19 protein-coding genes and 1 riboswitch are annotated in these 17,351 nt (G+C 60.7%); of the genes, 2 read left to right on the top strand and 17 right to left on the bottom strand.

The features are described from left to right. Positions 1-86: 86 nt before the first annotated feature. From AABM55_RS21570 to cobO, 11 genes are all read right to left on the bottom strand, one after another. A complete protein-coding gene (locus AABM55_RS21570; protein ID WP_054593546.1) occupies positions 87-491 on the bottom strand; it encodes a MarR family winged helix-turn-helix transcriptional regulator in 405 nt (134 codons plus the stop codon). Positions 492-573: 82 nt separating this feature from the next. Next, entirely contained in the window at positions 574-1,305 is a 732-nt protein-coding gene (locus AABM55_RS21575) for an adenosylcobinamide-GDP ribazoletransferase (RefSeq protein ID WP_347927733.1), read from the bottom strand. A 2-nt stretch (positions 1,306-1,307) separates the two neighbouring features. Further along, entirely contained in the window at positions 1,308-1,883 is a 576-nt protein-coding gene (gene cobC, locus AABM55_RS21580; protein ID WP_054593548.1) for an alpha-ribazole phosphatase family protein, read from the bottom strand. Then, positions 1,880-2,935 carry a nicotinate-nucleotide--dimethylbenzimidazole phosphoribosyltransferase gene (cobT, locus tag AABM55_RS21585; RefSeq protein ID WP_347927734.1) on the bottom strand — a complete coding sequence of 352 codons (1,056 nt, stop codon included), beginning with the start codon at positions 2,933-2,935 and terminating at the stop codon, positions 1,880-1,882. The genes cobC and cobT overlap by 4 nt, the downstream gene beginning before the upstream one ends. Then, positions 2,932-3,453 carry a bifunctional adenosylcobinamide kinase/adenosylcobinamide-phosphate guanylyltransferase gene (cobU, locus tag AABM55_RS21590; protein WP_054593550.1) on the bottom strand — a complete coding sequence of 174 codons (522 nt, stop codon included), beginning with the start codon at positions 3,451-3,453 and terminating at the stop codon, positions 2,932-2,934. The genes cobT and cobU overlap by 4 nt, the downstream gene beginning before the upstream one ends. Positions 3,454-3,465: 12 nt before the next feature. Further along, on the bottom strand, positions 3,466-4,917 hold the full coding sequence (locus tag AABM55_RS21595) for a cobyric acid synthase (protein ID WP_054593551.1): 1,452 nt from the start codon (positions 4,915-4,917) through the stop codon (positions 3,466-3,468). Further along, the gene (gene cobD / locus AABM55_RS21600; protein ID WP_347927735.1) at positions 4,914-5,906 is read right to left on the bottom strand and encodes a threonine-phosphate decarboxylase CobD; all 993 of its coding nucleotides are present in this window, start codon (positions 5,904-5,906) and stop codon (positions 4,914-4,916) included. Before cobD ends, AABM55_RS21595 begins: the two co-directional genes overlap by 4 nt. Then, positions 5,899-6,807 carry an adenosylcobinamide-phosphate synthase CbiB gene (gene cbiB, locus AABM55_RS21605; RefSeq protein ID WP_347927736.1) on the bottom strand — a complete coding sequence of 303 codons (909 nt, stop codon included), beginning with the start codon at positions 6,805-6,807 and terminating at the stop codon, positions 5,899-5,901. Before cbiB ends, cobD begins: the two co-directional genes overlap by 8 nt. Further along, positions 6,804-7,454, bottom strand: coding sequence for a 5,6-dimethylbenzimidazole synthase (bluB, locus tag AABM55_RS21610; RefSeq protein ID WP_347927737.1), 651 nt, complete (start codon positions 7,452-7,454; stop codon positions 6,804-6,806). The genes cbiB and bluB overlap by 4 nt, the downstream gene beginning before the upstream one ends. Then, a complete protein-coding gene (locus tag AABM55_RS21615) occupies positions 7,451-8,788 on the bottom strand; it encodes a cobyrinate a,c-diamide synthase (protein ID WP_347927738.1) in 1,338 nt (445 codons plus the stop codon). Before AABM55_RS21615 ends, bluB begins: the two co-directional genes overlap by 4 nt. Beyond that, on the bottom strand, positions 8,785-9,396 hold the full coding sequence (cobO, locus tag AABM55_RS21620) for a cob(I)yrinic acid a,c-diamide adenosyltransferase (RefSeq protein WP_054593556.1): 612 nt from the start codon (positions 9,394-9,396) through the stop codon (positions 8,785-8,787). The genes AABM55_RS21615 and cobO overlap by 4 nt, the downstream gene beginning before the upstream one ends. Positions 9,397-9,477: 81 nt before the next feature. After that, a riboswitch (cobalamin riboswitch) is annotated at positions 9,478-9,713 on the bottom strand. Positions 9,714-9,870: 157 nt separating this feature from the next. Here cobO and AABM55_RS21625 point away from each other — a divergent pair. Together AABM55_RS21625 and AABM55_RS21630 are read left to right on the top strand one after the other, a co-directional pair. Next, positions 9,871-10,455: a hypothetical protein gene (locus AABM55_RS21625; protein WP_054593557.1), complete on the top strand. Its 585-nt coding sequence runs from the start codon at positions 9,871-9,873 to the stop codon at positions 10,453-10,455. 65 nt (positions 10,456-10,520) lie between these two features. Then, entirely contained in the window at positions 10,521-11,834 is a 1,314-nt protein-coding gene (locus AABM55_RS21630) for a sorbosone dehydrogenase family protein (protein ID WP_347927739.1), read from the top strand. A gap of 79 nt (positions 11,835-11,913) precedes the next feature. Here AABM55_RS21630 and AABM55_RS21635 read toward each other — a convergent pair whose 3' ends face one another. The 6 genes from AABM55_RS21635 to AABM55_RS21660 all read right to left on the bottom strand — a co-directional run bounded on the left by AABM55_RS21635 (position 11,914) and on the right by AABM55_RS21660 (position 17,220). Next, positions 11,914-12,576, bottom strand: coding sequence for a class I SAM-dependent methyltransferase (locus tag AABM55_RS21635; RefSeq protein ID WP_347927740.1), 663 nt, complete (start codon positions 12,574-12,576; stop codon positions 11,914-11,916). A gap of 15 nt (positions 12,577-12,591) precedes the next feature. Continuing rightward, positions 12,592-13,125, bottom strand: coding sequence for a C40 family peptidase (locus tag AABM55_RS21640; RefSeq protein WP_054593559.1), 534 nt, complete (start codon positions 13,123-13,125; stop codon positions 12,592-12,594). 165 nt (positions 13,126-13,290) lie between these two features. Next, positions 13,291-13,914, bottom strand: coding sequence for a C40 family peptidase (locus tag AABM55_RS21645; RefSeq protein WP_054593560.1), 624 nt, complete (start codon positions 13,912-13,914; stop codon positions 13,291-13,293). A gap of 213 nt (positions 13,915-14,127) precedes the next feature. After that, a complete protein-coding gene (hda, locus tag AABM55_RS21650; protein ID WP_008033543.1) occupies positions 14,128-14,832 on the bottom strand; it encodes a DnaA regulatory inactivator Hda in 705 nt (234 codons plus the stop codon). Between the two features lie 232 nt (positions 14,833-15,064). Further along, the gene (locus AABM55_RS21655) at positions 15,065-16,135 is read right to left on the bottom strand and encodes an AI-2E family transporter (RefSeq protein ID WP_347927741.1); all 1,071 of its coding nucleotides are present in this window, start codon (positions 16,133-16,135) and stop codon (positions 15,065-15,067) included. 35 nt (positions 16,136-16,170) lie between these two features. Then, complete coding sequence (locus AABM55_RS21660) at positions 16,171-17,220, bottom strand: DUF2066 domain-containing protein (RefSeq protein ID WP_347927742.1); 1,050 nt, start codon at positions 17,218-17,220, stop codon at positions 16,171-16,173. Positions 17,221-17,351 lie beyond the last annotated feature (131 nt).

Raw genomic sequence — 17,351 nt, forward strand, 5'->3', positions numbered from 1 at the left:
CGATGTCATTCTTATTCTCCGGTAACGGGTATATACCCGCTTAAGTTCGCTCAAATTCGGGCTTACGCTTGAAAAGGCCCGCTGCCTCAGGCGAGCTCATCCAGTAAGGCCAGCAGGGTTGCGCGTTTCTCTGCGCCCAGACGATCAATCAGCCGCTGCTGCGCCGCTTCCCAGGCCGGCAAGGCCGCCGCCAGGCGTTCACGCCCGGTTTCGGTCAGTTGCACGATGCGATTGCGCTGATCTTCACCCTCGACCAGCATCACCAACCCCTCCCCCTCGAGCACCCGCAGATTACGCCCCAGCGTACTGCGATCCAGGCCCATGGCTTCCGCCAAGGTGGAAATGCTCGGTTGATCGAGGCGCTGCAAATTGCACAGCAAGGAATACTGCGCAACGTTGATTCCGAAGCCGTCGAGGGCGCCGTCGTAATGCCTGCTGACGCCACGGGCGGCGCGACGCAGGTTGGTGCATAAACATTGAGAGGCTAGCATGGTGCGTGTATATACCCGCGATAAAGTTAAAGCAAGTTCGATTATCAAACAGCCGTTAGGTCGTGCACGTTGACGGTGACTCTCAGACCAGCGCCAAACCCACCAGCACCGCTGTTTCCAGCAGCTCCAGCAACGCCCCGGCCGTATCGCCGGTGGTCCCGCCCAGACGCCGCAACATCACCTGGCGCAACCAGAAGAACATCAGAGCCGCCAGCACCAGTGCAACAACACCGCTCCAGCCGCCGATCAGCACGCACGCCAGCGCGCTGAGCAACAACACCTGCTGACCGGTCTTGCGCGGCAGATGATCGGCCAGCGCCTGTCCCAGGCCACCGGCGCGTACATACGGCGTGTTCAGGAACACCCCCAGCAAGGCACTGCGACCGATCAATGGTGCAAGGATCAACCCGGCCATAGAGTGCTGTTCAATCAACGCCAGTAACGCCGTGAACTTGAGCAACAGCACCAACACCAGCGTCACTACCGCGATCGGCCCACTGCGCGGGTCCTTCATGATGCTCAAGGTGCGTTCGCGATCACCAAAACCACCAAGCCAGGCATCGGCGCTGTCAGCCAGACCGTCGAGGTGCAAACCACCGCTGAGCATCACCCAGACACTCAACAGCAACGCCGCATGCAACAACGCCGGCGTACCGAGCAACAGCCCATTCAGCGCCCACAACAGCCCGCCAAACAGCAGCCCCACCAATGGATAAAACAGCAACGAGCGCCCAAGCTCCTGAGGCGTCGGCATGCCTGGCAGACGAATCGGCAAGCTGCTGAGAAACTGCAAGGCGATCCAGAACGGCAACATGTTCACCCCTCTTCCCTGAGCACGGCATCAGCCTCGACGCGCAACGAAAACAGCGCGCCATGACCGACTTCAACGTTGAGCAATTGCTCGCGCGGTAATCCGCGTGCGCGGGCCAGCAACAGGCGCATGACCCCACCGTGACTGATCAGCAACACCCGCTCGCCGGCATAGGCCTGATGCAAGCGCTCGACGGCCGCCAGCACCCGCGCGGAAAATGCAGTCACCGGCTCACCTTCCGGCGGCGTGAACCCGTAGGGATCGGCCCAAAACCTGCCTAACGCTTCGGCGTCGGTTTCCATCAACGCTGCCGCGCTCTGCCCTTCCCAGGCGCCGAAGTGCAGCTCTTGCAGATCCTTGTCCAGCACCACCGGCAAACCCAACCGCTCGGCCAACTCTTCGGCAAAACGTGCGCAACGTTGCAGCGGCGAGCAGACCAGGCGATCCCATGGGCCTTGATCAATCACCGCCGCGCGCATCTGCTCCCAACCTTTGGCGGTCAGCGCGTCATCCAGGCTGCCGCGTAAACCGCCACCGAGTTCGGTTTCACCGTGACGCAGCAGATCCAGACGCAACGTCATGCCGGGCGATCGGCCACAGCCGCTTCAGCGAAGGTCGCCATCTGCCCGTGCAGGTCGCAGGCCAGACGCAGCAATGGCACTGCCACTGCGGCACCGCTGCCCTCGCCCAGACGCAGGCCGAGATCCAGCAAAGGTTCAGCGTTCAGCGTTTCCAATACATGCCGATGGCCCGGTTCAGCCCCGCGATGACCAAACAGCAACCACTCGCGGCATGCCGGATTCAGGCGCACCGCGACCAATGCTGCAACGCTGCAAATAAAGCCATCGACCAGCACCGCCAAGCCTTCTTGAGCGCAGGCCAGATAAGCACCCACCAACGCAGCGATTTCAAAACCGCCGAGGTTGAACAATGTCTGCAATACGTCACCGCGCTGAGCAGCATGCAATGCCAGCGCGCGTTCAATCACCTGGGCTTTATGGCTGACACCCGCCGCGCTCAAACCGGTGCCTGGCCCAGTCAGATGAGCCACCGGACAATCGAGCAATGCACAGGCCACAGCGCTGGCGGCGGTGGTATTGCCGATGCCCATCTCGCCACCGATAAACAGCTCGGAGCCTTCAGCAATCGCCCGCAGCACGCTGTCACGGCCGGCCTGCAAGGCTTGCGCGCCCTGGATTTGCGTCATCGCCGGACCGTGCACGAAGTTCGCAGTGCCTGGACCGATGTGCAGATGACGCACGCCCAGCAAACTCAACGAAGGCGTGACAGTGCCGAGGTCGACCACTTCCAGCCGCGCCTCAAGCTGCCGCGCCAATACGCTGATCGCCGCGCCACCGCTGACGAAGTTGTGCAGCATCTGCCCGGTGACTTCCTGCGGGAACGCCGAAACACCTTCGGCGACCACGCCGTGGTCACCGGCAAAAATCGCAATCCACAGCTGATTCAGGCTTGGCTTGACCCGGCCCTGCAACCCGGCCAGTTGCACCGCCACTGACTCCAGCTGCCCGAGGGAGCCCGCCGGTTTGGTCAGTTGCTGCTGTCGGGCCGCCGCTTGCTCATGCGTTTGCGCATTGATCGGCTTGCACGGGTTCAACCACCAGGAATGAGTCATAACGCAGTACCTTTCAAAGTCAGGGGCAGGCCGGCGACGGTCAACACGACACGCTGACAGCGCTCAGCCAGGGCTTGATGCAACCAACCGGCTTCATCGACATAGCGGCGAGTCAATTCGCCCAGCGGTACGACACCCAGACCGGTCTCGTTGCTGACAAAAACAATTTCTCCCGGCAGCGATGCCAGACACTCCAGCAGGGCTTCACGCTCATGCGCCAAACGCTCGGGATCTTCAAGCATCAGCAGATTGGTCAGCCACAAGGTCAGGCAATCCACCAGTAAACAACGCTCGGCACTGGCGTTTTCGCGTAGCACCCGGGCCAGTTCCAGCGGCTCTTCAATCAGCGCCCATTCAGGCGGGCGGCGCTCGCGATGATGGGCCACGCGGGCATTCATTTCGCCATCCAGCGGCTGGCTGGTGGCAATGTACGTCACCGCCAGAGCGCTTTCGCTGGCGAGCTTTTCAGCCAGACGGCTTTTACCGGAGCGGGCGCCGCCGAGGATCAGTTGCAACATGATTGAAATCCCTTAGAGCCCACAAAGTTCGCGTAAATAGCCCGTATCAAGATGCTTTTCCACCAAATCCGCCAACCGCTCGATATCGCGCTCGCGCAAGGCGTGGTAATCGACTTCCTGTACGTCCTGCAAACCGGCCCAGCGCAACAGCGCGCTGCATGCCGCCGGGGACTCGAACAGGCCGTGCAAATACGTGCCGAGCACCTGTCCGTCAGCACTTCGGGCTCCATCGTTGCGACCGTCATCCAGCAACACCGCCGCCTGCTCCAAAGCACTACCGGTGGTAACCCCGGCGTGAATTTCATAACCGCTGACTTCAGCGTTTTCCAACGCCAGATGTCCGCGCACATTGCGCAGCTGCTTCTCTTCTTCGAGTACGGTTTCGAAAGCCAGCAAACCAAGACCAGTACTGGAGCCCGCCGCGCCTTCCAACCCCAGCGGGTCGTGCACGTGCTCGCCGAGCATTTGCAGGCCACCGCAAATACCGAGCAGCTTGCCGCCGTAACGCAAATGGCGGGTAATCGCCGCATCCCAGCCGTTGGCGCGCAAGTAGTGCAGGTCGCTGCGCACGCTCTTCGAGCCCGGCAGGATGATCAGGTCGGCAGGCGGAATCGGCTGACCTGGCCCGATGAATTGCAGATCGACCTGCGGATGCAGACGCAGTGGATCGAAGTCGGTGTGATTGCTGATTCGCGGTAACACCGGCACCACCACGTTGAGCACCTGCTCGGCCTTATCGGCCTGGCGCTGATCGATGCCGTCTTCGGCTTCCAGATGCAAATCCATGACATACGGCAGCACGCCGATCACCGGTTTGCCGGTGCGTTCTTCCAGCCAGTCGAGGCCTGGCTGCAGCAAGGCGATATCGCCGCGAAAACGGTTGATGATGAAGCCTTTGACCCGCGCCTGCTCAGTGGCTGACAGCAACTCCAGCGTGCCCACCAAATGCGCGAATACCCCGCCGCGATTGATGTCGGCGATCAGCACCACCGGACAATCCACCGCCTCGGCGAACCCCATGTTGGCAATGTCGCCGGCACGCAAATTGATCTCGGCGGGTGAACCGGCGCCTTCGACCATCACCACCGGATAGGCTGCACTCAAGCGTTGGTGAGAAGCGAGCACCGCTTGCATGGCGATGGCTTTGTAGTCGTGATAGGCGACTGCGTTCATGGTGGTCACGGCACGCCCGTGAATGATCACTTGCGCGCCGGTATCGCTATTGGGCTTGAGCAGCACCGGGTTCATGTCGGTGTGTGGCTCAAGGTTGGCCGCTTGGGCCTGCACGGCTTGAGCGCGGCCGATTTCGCCGCCGTCGGCGGTTACCGCACTGTTGAGCGCCATGTTCTGCGGCTTGAACGGCACCACGCGAACACCCTGGCGCGTCAGCCAGCGGCACAACGCGGTTACCAAGGTACTTTTTCCGGCGTCCGAAGTGGTGCCCTGCACCATCAACGTGGTCATGAGGTTTCCTCGGCGTAGGCTTCAAAAGCGTGCTCGAGGCGCTGCCAATCGGCTTCATCGGCCGGCAAGCCGAACCTCAGGCTGCTGTTGTGGGTGAACAGGCGCAGCAAGATGCCGCGTCGGGCCATGAATTCGTGCAGATGCTCTGCGTGATCGGTGATCAACCACTGAAACAACGCGCAACCACCGTGCGGCTTAAAGCCGTGACGTTCGAGGACTTCAGCCAGACGCTGACTCGCTTCTTCACTGCGCAGACGCTGGCGAGCATGACCTTGGGTGTCACGCAAACAGACCTGACCCAATACCCGGGTCGGCCCGCTGACCGCCCAAGGACCGACCTGCTCGGCGAGCAGTTTGAGCAACTTGCGCTCAGCCAGCACAAAACCCAATCGCACCCCGGCCAAGCCGAAAAACTTGCCGAACGAACGCAAGACGATCAAGCCAACCTGATCGGCATAAGACGACAGGCTCAACTGCGGGGTGTTGTCCATGAAGGCTTCGTCGACCACCAGCCAGCCACCGCGCTGCGCCAGCCGTGCATGCCAGTCGAGCAGACGTTCCGGGGTCAGGCTCAGGCCGGTGGGATTGTTCGGGTTAACCACTACCAGCACGTCGAGGCTATCGAGGAAAAAGTCGACTTCCTGCTCCAGCACTTCACGCACGACGTAGCCGTTGCGACGCCAGGCTTCGGCATGCTCGGCATAACAGGGCGAGAGCACGCCGACTTTGCCGGCGCGACGCAGGCGTGGCAGCAACTGGATCGCCGCCTGGGAGCCCGCGACCGGCAGCACCTGCGAGGCGCCATAGTACTCGCGTGCAGCCTGCTCCAGGCCGTCATCGGTTTCCGGCAAGCGTGCCCAGGCCCGTAACGGGATGTCCGGGATTGCCCACGGCCAAGGTGCCAGACCGCTGGACAAGTCGAGCCAATCGGCTTCGGCGATGCCGTACCGCAACGCCGCCTTGCGCAAGCGGCCACCGTGCTCAAGCATAAATCTCGGCTCCCACACAGAGGATCAGCAACCAAAGCCATACCCCACGCTGAACCAGCTGCCAGCCGCGATCGATGGAGTTGGCGTCTGCCGGCACACCTTCGCCCAGCTGTGGACGCTGATGCAGTTCACCGTGATAGATCGCCGCCCCGCCCAACTCGACGCCCAGAGCGCCCGCACCAGCAGCCATCACCGGCCCGGCGTTCGGGCTGTCCCAGGTCGGCCCCTGCGTGCGCCAGCATTTGAGTGCCAAACGGGTTTTACCCAGCAGTGCGTAGGTCAACGCCACCAGACGCGCCGGAATATAGTTGAGCACATCGTCGATTTTCGCCGCCGCCCAGCCGAAGCGTTCAAAGCGCTCGTTGCGATAACCCCACATGGCGTCCAGGGTATTGCTCAGTCGATAGAGCACCACGCCCGGCGCACCCGCGACGACAAACCAGAACAGCGCGGCGAATACCGCGTCGCTGCCATTTTCCAGAACCGATTCGGTGGCGGCACGGGCCACTTCGGTCGAGTCCAGCTCACTGGTCTGACGACTGACCAGATAACCGACACGCTTGCGTGCTTCATCCAGATCGTCGCTGCGCAGGGCCTGAGCCACCGGCTCGACATGCTCACCGAGGCTGCGCAGACCGAGAGCGCAATACAACGCGAGAATCTCGACGCCCCAGCCGATGTAAGGCAACCAGGACAATGCCGTGATCAACAGGGTCAGCGGCAGCACCGCCATCACCCAGGCTGTGACGCCATGACTGCGCCAGCCACGGCCGGCAGAGTTGAAACGCTGCTCGATACGATCGGCAAAACGGCCGAACGCCACCAGCGGATGCCAGCGCTTGGGTTCGCCCAGCAGCGCATCCAGCGCTACGCCGGCGACACTCAGCAACGCCACACTCATTGACTCACTCCCCAAAAATTCTCGTACAACATTTCACTTAGCGGACGCGCCTGCGCCCAGCCTTCAAGGACCAACATCGGCGCCGGGTAAAACTCCTTGACCGGTCCCAGGCACAACACCGCCAGCGGCTTGGCCCCCGGCGGCAGTCCGAGCAGATCCGCCAAGGCTTGCGGTTCGAACAACGAGACCCAGCCCATGCCCAGACCTTCGGCACGGGACGCCAGCCAAAGATTCTGGATCGCGCAGGACAACGACGCCATGTCCATTTCCGGCAAAGTCCGACGGCCAAAGATATGCCGCTCGCGATCATCCATCAGCGCGGCAACCAGCACTTCGGCGCAATCGTTGATGCCTTCGACTTTCAGCTTCATGAATTCGTCGGAGCGTTCGCCCAGCGCCTCTGCGGTGCGTACCCGCTCCTCTTCCACCAGTTGCTGGATCCTGCCGCGTAACGCTCGGTCGCTGATGCGGATGAACCGCCAGGGCTGCATCAAACCGACACTTGGCGCCCGATGCGCCGCTTCGAGCAACCGCCGAAGCAGTTCGGGCTCGACGCTGCCACCACTGAAGTGACGCATGTCGCGACGCTCGGCAATCGCGCGATACACCGCTTCGCGCTCGGCCTCGGAAAATGCGTTGTCGGTCATGGCCGCTTCGCGGGCGAGCCCGCCTCTACAAGATTCAGGTCTGGCGCAAACAGCGCGGCGATCGCCGATGGATTGGACGGGAAATAAAAGTGCACATAAGACGCCGTCATCCGCCCGTCACGGTAAACCGCCTCGGCACCGCGCCCGCCGTTAGGGCTCAGGCCGCGAGCGATCGGCTCAAGCTCGGTGCTGGTCAATGAATGATGGTAGGTGTGGCCACGCAACGCGCCTTCAGGTAACTCGACCGCTTGCAGGGCCAACGCGGCCAGACGCTTTTGCATCACCGCATCACCGGCCAGCAGCCCCAGCAACTCAGCGCGCGTGCCATCGACATCGGTCAGTGAGTCGAGCAAATAGAGCATGCCGCCGCATTCGGCCAGCAACGGCTTGCCAGCGGCGTGGTGTGCGCGAATCGCATCGAGCATTGTGCGGTTTTCAGCCAACGCCACGTGGTGCAATTCCGGATAACCACCGGGCAGATACAAGCTGTCCGCTTCAGGCAGTTCACGGTCATGGATCGGCGAGAAGAATCGCAACTCGGCGCCCATCGCCCGCAACAAGTCGAGGCTTGCGCCATACGTGAAGGCAAACGCTTCATCGCGAGCCACCGCGATTCGCACACCGGCCAACAATGGCTCGGCGGTAATCACGTCAGGCGCAGCGAACTCGACGGCAGGCGGCAATGCCACTTCGCAGCTGCTGGCCAACGCCTCGGCCGCAGCGTCGAGGCGCAGATCGAGGTCATTCAATTCACTGGCCTGGACCAGCCCCAAGTGACGGCTAGGCAATTCGATTCCGGTTTCCCGGGACAAGGCGCCGTACCAGCGCAAGCCTTCAGTGAGGCTGCCTTCGAGCAATTGCGCGTGACGCAAGGTGCCGACGCGGTTGGCCAAGACACCAGCAAACGGCAAGTCCGGCTGATAACGTGCGAGCCCCAACGCCAGCGCGCCGAAGGTCTGAGCCATGGCGGTGCCATCGATCACGCCCAGCACCGGCACACCGAAATGCCGCGCCAGATCGGCGCTGGACGGCGTGCCATCGAACAACCCCATCACGCCTTCGATCAAAATCAGATCAGCCTCAGCGGCGGCTTCCCACAACAGCCGACGACTTTCCTGCTCGCCGACCATCCACATGTCCAGTTGATACACCGGCGCACCGCTGGCGCGCTCGAGAATCATCGGATCGAGAAAGTCCGGACCGCATTTGAACACCCGGACCTTGCGCCCCTGATTGCGATGCAAACGGGCCAGCGCCGCGGTGACAGTGGTCTTGCCCTGACCGGAAGCCGGCGCGGCAATCAGTACCGCCGGGCAAAAACGCGGCTCACTCACAGCTCAACGCCTTTCTGCGCTTTGATCCCGGCCTGGAAAGCATGCTTGATCATGCCCATTTCGGTAACGGTGTCCGCCAGTTCGATCATTTCCGGCTTGGCACCACGACCCGTGACTACCACGTGTTGCATCGGCGGACGCGCCTGCAAGTCGCTGAGCACCTGATCAAGGTCCAGATAACCGTGCTTGAGGGCGATATTCAGTTCATCGAGCACCACCAGACCAATGGCCGGGTCACGCAGCAATTCGCGGGAGACGTCCCATGCGGCCTCGGCGGCGGCGATATCGCGCTGGCGATCCTGGGTTTCCCAGGTGAAACCTTCGCCCATCACGTGGAAGCGCACTTGTTCCGGGAACCGCCGGAAGAACAGCTCCTCGCCGGTACTGCTGCGCCCCTTGATGAACTGCACCACGCCGCACTGCATGCCGTGGCCCATCGCCCGGGCGAGCATGCCGAACGCAGAACTGCTTTTGCCCTTGCCGTTGCCGGACAGGACCAGCAGCAAGCCGCATTCATTCGGCGAGTTGGCAATGCGCTCATCGATCACGGCTTTCTTGCGCAGCATGCGTGCCAGATGGCGTTCGTCACGATCGGGGGAATCAGTCATGGGGGGAGCTCTCCGTTGAGGCTGGATAACGGCGGGCAGGCATAGAAATAGACGGCAAGAAGCCTGGCATCGCCCACCGTGATGCCGCTGGATGGATCAGGCCGGTCTCCGGGCTCATAAGCGGCTGACGCCTGACTGCGCGCCTTCCCATATCGACCTTCGACACAGTGGCTCAAAGCGCAGCTTTTACTCATTTACCGTTGCGGGGGCAGCGCCGGGATCGTCGCCCGCTCTGTCAAAGAACGCGCCCTCACCGGCTTCCCTGTTTCACTCGGTCGACCACAGGGTCACAGAGCACCTGAAACAAGTCGCGAAGGTTAGAGGGTTGGGGGTGGAGCGTCAATTAAAGCCGGGGGCTCATCAATGGATAGAAACCGATCCCGATCAATAAACTGGCGCCAATCTTGTGCCACACTGAAAGCGGTGATATCAAAGAGCCACAACCTTACATTACAAGAACAAAGAGGGGGCAACATGCAAGGCATGATCATCAGTAACCCGAAGCTGGAATTCCTGCGCCCGGTACTGGAACGCTGGTTCGAGTGCATCGACCGTTACAACGCGGTACGCGGCGATAACGAAAGCCCTTACTGGTTTGACGAACGCGCCAACCTGAGCCTGCTTTCAGCGGCGGCGTGGATGGCAGAAATGGTCACCCTTGAACAGACTCCGACAAAAAAGCAGATCGAGGAAGGCGAGCGTAATGGCCGCGCCGACCTGTTTATCGCCAGTGGAGAAGAACGCGCCTACCTTCAAGCCACGCAACGCTGGCCGCGAGTCAACAACCTGAATCTGACCCAGGCCTTGCTCGATGTCGTGAGCGATGCGAAAAAAATCAGCTACGCCAGCGACCTGAAGCTCGGCTGCCTGTTCGTCGCCCCACAAAAAGCCCAGCACAGCCCTACGCCGGAAGAACTCCAGGACATGGTCGACGATCTGCAAAAGGAACACACCTGCGCAGTGGCCTGGTACTTTCCCTACGCCTATCGCAAATTGCACAACGAAGCCGGCAACTACCATCCGGGCATCGCGGTATTGCTCAAAGAGGCCCGCGGCTGACAGGTTGAACCTTCCATCGATCAGGTTCCTCTATGATGAGGTGATGCATTCATAGGGAAATCAGCATGCTCAAGCCTCGATTCGTCCTTGTTATCGCCATCGCCGGAGGGCTCGCCGCCTGCGGGGAGTCCGCCACCTTGCCAGTGTCGGACGGCACGGGCCCATCGCCCAAGCTGCCGGAACCGCACAAGACGCTGATCCCGACAGTGAACATCGCACCGGCGGTCGGCTGGCCAACGGGCGCAAAGCCGATTGCCGCGCCAGGCACTCAGGTGGCGGCATTTGCCGAAGGACTTGATCATCCACGCTGGCTCTATGTACTGCCCAACGGCGACGTGTTGGTGGCTGAAACCAATGCGCCACCCAAGCCCGACGACAGCAAAGGCATTCGCGGCTGGGTCATGGGCAAAGTCATGGGCCGCGCCGGGGCTGGCGTACCAAGCGCGAACCGGATCACCCTGCTGCGTGACAAGGATCACAACGGCGTCGCTGAAACCCGCACGACCTTCATCGAGAACCTCAACTCGCCGTTCGGCATGACCCTGGTCGGCAACGACCTGTACGTCGCCGACACTGACCGCCTGCTGCGCTTTCACTATGAAAGCGGTGAAACGTCCATCACCGCCAAACCGGTGAACGTCATCGACCTGCCCGGCGGCACGCTGAATCATCACTGGACCAAAAACGTCATCGCCAGCAAGGACGGCAGCAAGCTCTACGTCACGGTCGGCTCCAACAGCAACGCTGGTGAAAATGGCCTGGAGCAGGAAGAAGGACGTGCAGCGATCTGGGAAGTCGATCGCGCTACCGGCAACCATCGGATTTTCGCCTCCGGCCTGCGCAATCCCAACGGCATGGACTGGGAACCGCGCAGTGGAAAACTCTGGACCGCCGTCAACGAACGGGACGAAATCGGCAGCGACCTGGTGCCGGACTACATCACCTCGGTCAAGGACGGCGGCTTCTACGGCTGGCCATTCAGTTACTACGGCCAGCACATCGACGCGCGCGTCACACCGCAAAACCCGGACCTCGTCGCCAGGGCCATCGCCCCGGACTACGCGGTTGGACCGCATACCGCTTCGCTGGGCCTGACCTTCGCCGAAGGCAGCAAGCTGCCAGCTCCGTTCACTGAAGGCGCATTTATCGGCCAGCATGGTTCCTGGAACCGCAAACCACATAGTGGCTACAAAGTCATCTTCGTGCCGTTCAGCGCTGGCAAGCCGGCAGCGCAACCGGTCGACGTGCTGACGGGGTTTCTCAACAAGAATGAAGAAGCCATGGGTCGCCCGGTGGGCGTAGTGATCGATAAACAGGGTGACTTGCTGGTGGCCGATGACGTGGGGAACAAGATCTGGCGCGTGTCAGCCGCCAAATAACAACACGGACTTGCAGGAGCCTGGCTTGCCAGCGATTACGGCTTACCTGACACACCGCCATCGCGAGCAAGCTCGGCTCCTACAGCTTGCGGCACAGCGTCAAACCATCGCCCAATGGCAACAACGACAGATCGACACGCGAGTCGTCCTTCAAGGCGCGATTGAGTGCCTGGATGGCTCGGGTGTCTTCGCTCGCGGGATTTTCTTCCAGTACTCGCCCACTCCACAGTGTGTTGTCGAATACCGCCAGCCCACCACTTCGCAGCAGCCGCAAAGCGCTTTCCAGATAAGCCGGATAGTTGGCCTTGTCGGCATCGATGAAGATCAGATCGAAGCAACCGCCCTGTCCTTGCTGCTCAAGTTGAGCCAGGGTTTGCAACGCGGGGGCCAAACGCAAATCGATGCGCCCAGCGAGCCCAGCCTCTTGCCAGTAACGGCGCGCAGTGGCGTTGTAGTCTCCGGGAATGTCACAGCAGATCAACGAACCGTCATCCGGCAAGGCGGCCGCCATGCACAAGGCGCTGTAACCGGTGAAGGTGCCGACTTCAAGCAAGCGCCTGGCGCCCGTCAGCTTGACCAGCAAGGCGAGGAACTGACCTTGCTCGGGCGCCACCTGCCAGCGCGCCATGGGCAGTGCCTGGGTTTCGTCACGCAAGCGGCGTTGCAGCGGCGTTTCGCGCAGGGAAACGTCGAGCAGGTAGTTATAAAGGGAATCGTCGAGATTGAGTGTGCGAGCGGTCATGACAACCTCTGCGAACTAGAAATTGTGCGCCAGATGCTCAGGCTCGATAACACGCTTGGCGCTCAGGTAGGCTCTCTGCCAATAGGCCTTGGACAAACTGTCGAGCTTCACCGTACCACCCGTGGCGGGTGCATGCACGAAGCGACCTTCACCGACGTAGATCCCGGCGTGACTGACTTGCGAGCCGCCATTGGTGGCGAAGAAGATCAGGTCACCGGTTTGCAGAGCCTCCAGGCCAACGTTCGGCGCCTGCATGCCGATCATCTCGCGAGTTGAACGTGGCAGGGAAATACCCGCTGCATCGCGGTAGACGTAACCGATCAGGCCGCTGCAATCGAAACCTGAATCCGGTGTATTGCCACCCCAACGATAAGGCGTGCCGACCAGACCCAGCGCGCGAATCAGCACGTCTTCAGCGGCAGGCGAGAACGATTGGGCGGGAGCGAAAACCGGGGCGCGAACGACTTTGACAGGCGGCGGAGTGCGGCTGGCGCAGGCGCTGAGCAGCGCTGCGAAGAAGATGAGTACAAGGCGGGCCGACATCGTCATATACAGAACATCCTGATCTGGCTGCGGCTTTCTCTGCCGAGAGGCTGAAAACAAAACCGCGTAAGCAGGGCTTACGCGGTTAGTTAGTCAACAATAGATCAGGATTCTAGCGGCTACGCGCCAAACTTCAAGTAAGACTTTAAGTTAGCCTTACAAAAAGTCCGTTTACTTGCGTGCCGTGACTGTCGTTGGTGCCATGGCGAGTGCTCGCTTGGCCTCAATGAAGGTCTTGCTCCAGTAGCTGTCGCCCAGGTTATCGACCCGAACACCACCGCTGCGGCGGCTGCTGGAATGGATGAACTGGTCATCACCCAGGTAGATCCCGGCGTGACTGACGCGACCGCGACGACCATTGGTGGCGAAGAACAGCAAGTCGCCAGGCTTCAGGTTGTTGCGCGAAACCAATGGCGCATTCACGTTGATCATTTCGCGAGTGGAGCGCGGCAGGTTCATGCCAGCCTCTTCACGAAACAGATAACCGATGAAACCGCTGCAATCGAAACCGGCTTCAGAGGTGCCGCCCATGCGGTAACGGGTACCGACCAGGGACAGGCCACGCTCAAGGATGCTGTCGGCCAGAACCGGAAGCTGGTAAGGCTTGCTGCTGGCAAAGTCAGCCAGTTCTTTTTCGGTAGCCAGCTCTTCCTGATAAATAACGGAAGACTGGGCAGTCGCTGAATTTTTAATCTGCTGATCGTTTTGTTGTTGCGAGACCGGGGAATGAACCGCGCAACCAAAAAGCAGGGTGACAAGTGCGAGAGGCACGAGGGGTGCGAAGCGATTTAGCATGGGCACGACCGTGGCTGAAGTTTTAAAGATGGCGAGACTATGCCTTCTATCGTCCTCATTTGCAAATTCAATCGATCCAAATGTGACTTATCGGTTTCTCGTTAACATCTAAGCGCTTAAGCCCATTTTAAATCTGCACGCGCCGCGAATACCCTTCCGGAAGCGGGTTTCCTGACGCCTGAAAGATGCCGAAACGCGCTACAGGCCGCGGTTTTACCAGCCCAGGGTTTCTTTGAGGAAGGGGATCGTCAGCTTGCGCTGAGCCTGCAAGGAGGCCTGATCGAGGCGCTCAAGGAGCTCGAACAACGCGCTCATGCTGCGTGTACCGCGCGTCAAAATAAAATGCCCGACTTCGTCGGTCAGGTGCAGGCCGCGACGTGACGCGCGCAATTGCAGCGCACGCAACTTGTCTTCATCAGACAGCGGCCGCATCTGAAAAATCAGTGCCAGGGTCAAGCGGGACTTGAGGTCAGCCAGTTTTACCGGCAACTCGCGTGGCGAGGTCGAAGCGGCGATCAGCAGACGCCGACCACTGTCTCGCAGGCGATTGAACAGATGGAACAACGCCTCTTCCCAGTCAGCCCGCCCTGCGACTGCCTGCAAGTCATCCAGGCAGACCAGCTCGTACTGTTCAAGGTTGTCGAGGATTTCGATACCGCGATCCAGCAACTCGGCCAACGGCAGGTACACCGCCGGCTCCCCCAACTGCTCGAAGCGCAAGCACGCGGCTTGCAGCAAGTGCGTACGCCCTACGCCGTCCTTGCCCCAGAGATAGATCAGGCTTTCGGTCCAGCCGGCGTCGGCTTCGCACAGCCGCTCGACATAGCCGAGTGCAGCGGCATTGGCGCCAGGGTAGTAGTTGATAAAGGTAGCGTCATCACGCAGACGCACACCTAGGGGCAGCTGAATCGGTTTCATGCTGACTGAACAGTTCAAACGAACCGTTAGTGGCCTCTGTGTAAAGTTTGCAAAGTTTATACCCGTGACGCCAGCCGCACAATGCAGCAGACCATAAGCAAAATCAAAGGTTTGCGTTAACTTGCGGGGATCGCCGGGGTTTGTTTGACGGCGTATGTGACAGCCAGGAGAGTTTTACAGGCTCGCCCGGCAATACACCGGGCGTCCTTGAGCACTTAATCGACAGGGCTGATCAATCCGAATCGTCCACACCGCTATACATGCCAGAATCTTTATATAAATCATGCAGATGGCGAACAAGCACCATGATCACCGCCGCCACTGGCAACGCCAGCAGGATCCCGGTGAAACCGAACAGTTCTCCGCCCGCCAGAATCGCAAAGATCACCGCCACCGGGTGCAGGCCAATCCGGTCCCCCACCAACAACGGCGTCAGCACCATGCCTTCCAGTGCCTGACCGACCATGAACACCGCGACAATCCCGATCATCGGATACAGATCGCCACCAAACTGAAACAACCCGGCGATCAACGCCGCTCCGATCCCGATCACAAAGCCCATGTACGGCACGATTGCTGCCAGACCGGCAATCAGACCGATCAACAGCCCCAACTCCAGTCCGACCAGCATCAGGCCCGCCGCGTAGATCACACCCAACGCCAGCATCACCAGCAACTGCCCACGAACAAATGCGCCGAGCACCTCGTGACACTCACCCGCCAGCGAGACTACACGCTCTTCACGATCACGCGGCAACAGGCTGCGGATCTTCGCCATCATCAGGTCCCAGTCGCGCAACAGGTAAAAACTCACCACCGGGATCAACACCAGATTGGCCAGCCAACCGATCAATGCCAAACCCGATGCGGTGGCCTGGCTCAGCACGATCCCGACGATGTCAGTAGCCTGCCCCATGTGCTCGGTGATCGCGGCCTTGACCTTGTCGAACTTCCAGAACCCATTCGCCAACCCGAATTTCGATTGCGCCCAGGGCATCGCCGTGTGCTGCAACCAATCAAGCATTTGTGGCGCCAGCTCATACAAACGGAACAGCTGTTTGGCCAGCATTGGCACCAACACCAGCAACAACGTCATGACGACCAGGGTGAACAGCGCAAATACCGCAACCACACCCCAGGTTCGCGACAGGCCAAATTTCTCCAGGCGATCCACCAGCGGGTCGAACAGATAGGCCAGTAACAGCGCCACCAGGAACGGTGTAAGGATCGGATGCAACAGGTACACAAATGCGCACAGCAGGGCTATCCCACCAAGCCACACCCAACGCCGTGTATCGGCCATGAATCACTCCAGCTTCTATATAAGGAAAGAAAAATCTACCAACGAAAACTCAACTGCGCTTTGGGCGCGGGTGCCGGGGCGACCGCGGGTGCCACACCGATGACCGCAGGCTGAACCGGTGCAGGCGCAACGCCCGCCGGCACTTCTTGCAACTTCGCCAGACTCAATTGCGCTCGCAACTGATCGGCACTGCCGTTGACGCGATACACGATCCGGTCGCCATCGACACTTTGCAGGTGCGCACCAAACGGTTCCAGCAAGCGCCCCAACACCGCGTAACGCTCCAGGTTCATGCCTTGCACCTCAAGCACCTGCTCGGTGGACGCTCCCGGCCTGGCAACGAAACGCGGTGCCAGGCGCTGACTCACCGCCAGCAGAACCGCATCGGCCACGGCCGCACTGTCGGCTCCTTGCACGCTGCCTTGCTCGCGCTGGTCACCCAGCCATAAATGCCACTTGGCCTGCCACTGACCACCCTCTTCCCGCGCATGCACCGCCAACAGAGCGTCCGCGCCATAACGTTCAGAGATGCCATGCAGCGGCGCCGGATCATTGCCTTCCAGATGCGGCGCGGTGGCGACGATCTGCTCGTTCAGATCACCCAGTGGCAGGTGCAATGGCAGCCCCCGATGCTGTGCAGCACGCCGCAGCGGCGCGGCACTGGCCTGACCGTCGCCCACCAGGCTTGAGCCTTCGGTCGAATCGTTCAGCCACCAGCCGAGAATCGACGGCCGATTGGCACCCCACAAGGCCAAGCCTGCCTGACGCAGTGCCCGATCGGTGCTGACCGGATCGAAATCGACTTGCAGGCTTTCCGGCGGTCCGGCGTCGTAGCCATATCGGCTGATGATCTGCTGCGGGTCCTTGCGAATCGCCGCCAGCCCGGGGCTCTGTGTTGCCTTGGCATCACCGGTCAGACGCAGCACCAGGGTATCCAGCGCACGCTGGGTGGCCTGATCGCGCTCCTCCGGGGTCTGACTGCTGACCGGCTCGCGCACTTGATAGAGACCGTTAACGGTTTGGGCATGACTCGCCAGGCTGACCAACGACAAACAGCCCACAAACAGTAATTTACACAAACGCATGGAGGATTCCCGACGACAAAAAGCGGCTGGAACAGACCGCATGAACAGACTTGAGCAAGGCTGTGACCGCCGGCCTGCGCAAAACATTCACGCAATCGATGGAAGTTTTCACTCTGTCATAACGATAGCCG

This window comes from Pseudomonas helvetica, from assembly GCF_039908645.1.
Lineage (GTDB): Bacteria > Pseudomonadota > Gammaproteobacteria > Pseudomonadales > Pseudomonadaceae > Aquipseudomonas > Aquipseudomonas helvetica.

Bases quoted from the DNA above. Each gene is read 5' to 3' on its own strand.
- hda (WP_008033543.1), bottom strand. From the start codon at position 14,832: ATGAAACCGATTCAGCTGCCCCTAGGTGTGCGTCTGCGTGATGACGCT.
- AABM55_RS21625 (WP_054593557.1), top strand. From the start codon at position 9,871: ATGCAAGGCATGATCATCAGTAACCCGAAGCTGGAATTCCTGCGCCCG.
- AABM55_RS21645 (WP_054593560.1), bottom strand. From the start codon at position 13,914: ATGCTAAATCGCTTCGCACCCCTCGTGCCTCTCGCACTTGTCACCCTG.
- bluB (WP_347927737.1), bottom strand. From the start codon at position 7,454: ATGACCGACAACGCATTTTCCGAGGCCGAGCGCGAAGCGGTGTATCGC.
- cbiB (WP_347927736.1), bottom strand. From the start codon at position 6,807: ATGAGTGTGGCGTTGCTGAGTGTCGCCGGCGTAGCGCTGGATGCGCTG.
- AABM55_RS21595 (WP_054593551.1), bottom strand. From the start codon at position 4,917: ATGACCACGTTGATGGTGCAGGGCACCACTTCGGACGCCGGAAAAAGT.
- AABM55_RS21655 (WP_347927741.1), bottom strand. From the start codon at position 16,135: ATGGCCGATACACGGCGTTGGGTGTGGCTTGGTGGGATAGCCCTGCTG.
- AABM55_RS21575 (WP_347927733.1), bottom strand. From the start codon at position 1,305: ATGTTGCCGTTCTGGATCGCCTTGCAGTTTCTCAGCAGCTTGCCGATT.
- cobO (WP_054593556.1), bottom strand. From the start codon at position 9,396: ATGACTGATTCCCCCGATCGTGACGAACGCCATCTGGCACGCATGCTG.
- cobT (WP_347927734.1), bottom strand. From the start codon at position 2,935: ATGACTCATTCCTGGTGGTTGAACCCGTGCAAGCCGATCAATGCGCAA.
- AABM55_RS21660 (WP_347927742.1), bottom strand. From the start codon at position 17,220: ATGCGTTTGTGTAAATTACTGTTTGTGGGCTGTTTGTCGTTGGTCAGC.
- AABM55_RS21635 (WP_347927740.1), bottom strand. From the start codon at position 12,576: ATGACCGCTCGCACACTCAATCTCGACGATTCCCTTTATAACTACCTG.
- cobD (WP_347927735.1), bottom strand. From the start codon at position 5,906: ATGCTTGAGCACGGTGGCCGCTTGCGCAAGGCGGCGTTGCGGTACGGC.
- cobC (WP_054593548.1), bottom strand. From the start codon at position 1,883: ATGACGTTGCGTCTGGATCTGCTGCGTCACGGTGAAACCGAACTCGGT.
- cobU (WP_054593550.1), bottom strand. From the start codon at position 3,453: ATGTTGCAACTGATCCTCGGCGGCGCCCGCTCCGGTAAAAGCCGTCTG.
- AABM55_RS21630 (WP_347927739.1), top strand. From the start codon at position 10,521: ATGCTCAAGCCTCGATTCGTCCTTGTTATCGCCATCGCCGGAGGGCTC.
- AABM55_RS21640 (WP_054593559.1), bottom strand. From the start codon at position 13,125: ATGACGATGTCGGCCCGCCTTGTACTCATCTTCTTCGCAGCGCTGCTC.
- AABM55_RS21570 (WP_054593546.1), bottom strand. From the start codon at position 491: ATGCTAGCCTCTCAATGTTTATGCACCAACCTGCGTCGCGCCGCCCGT.